General features: G+C 62.2%; 1 protein-coding gene. It reads left to right on the plus strand.

Annotation, left to right across the window (positions count from 1 at the left end):
* Positions 1–169: 169 nt before the first annotated feature.
* Positions 170–942, plus strand: a 773-nt coding sequence (locus EH240_RS37110; protein WP_483466612.1) for a COG3904 family protein, incomplete at its 3' end; no start/stop codon positions are given.

The following is a 942-nucleotide window of genomic DNA, read 5'->3' on the forward strand; positions in this document are numbered from 1 at the left end:
GGAATAATCGATCCGGCATTGCCGGTTCGAAAAGCAAAGGGCGGACTTCGGACCGCCCTTTCTTGTTTCCGGCGCTCCGCCGGCCGAGTATTGCGCCACGTCGCTCAAAGCTGTTGCAAGCCGTATCGCCGCAACTAGTATGGCTTGTACCCGTGGGGGCTTTGCAAGCGTGGTTCCGGAACGCCGTTCAGACAGCATTCGGTGGTGGCGCGGGCTCTTCCGTTTGGGGTTGGCCGCCGCGCTCGGCCTAGCCAACCTCGTCGTGGAGGCCAAGGAGGAGGCGCCCGATCTCGGCCCGACGATGCGATTTGTCGTCGTGCGCAGCAGCGCGCCGGGCTGCGAGCCGAACTGCCCGGAGTGGATTGCGGCCGAAGGTACCATCGAGGCCGGCACGCCGGCGCTGCTCAGGCGCCTCTTGAAGACGCTCGGCGGCCGGCAGTTGCCGATCGTCGTCAATTCTCCTGGAGGCAATGTCGACGCTGCGCTCCAGCTCGGCCGCATGATCCGCAAGAACAAGCTCGATATCGCCGTGGGCACGACGGAGTTTTCCGGCTGCTCGCCGCAGATGAAGAACTGCCGCGACGAAGACAGCAAGAACGCGACTTATCTCGGCATCGCTTATGATAGTGGCGCCATGTGCAACTCGGCCTGTCCGTTGATGTTTGCCGGCGGTGTCCGCCGCGTGGTCGGCGAGTGGGCCTTTCTCGGCGTCCATCAGATCACCACGACATACCACAGGGAAAAGCTGCTTTACCGCACGACCTACAAAATTGTGAACGGCAGGAAGAAGCTCATCGGCACCAAGATCGTCAGCCGCAAGAATGCCGGCAGCTACAAGACCTATGAGATGAGCAAGGCGGTCGAGAAACGGCTGTCCGGCTATCTGAAGGAAATGGGTGTCGGGCAGGGCGTGCTGGACGTGATGAAGGCGACGCCGGCAAG

It is taken from the genome of Mesorhizobium tamadayense (assembly GCF_003863365.1).
GTDB lineage: Bacteria > Pseudomonadota > Alphaproteobacteria > Rhizobiales > Rhizobiaceae > Mesorhizobium > Mesorhizobium tamadayense.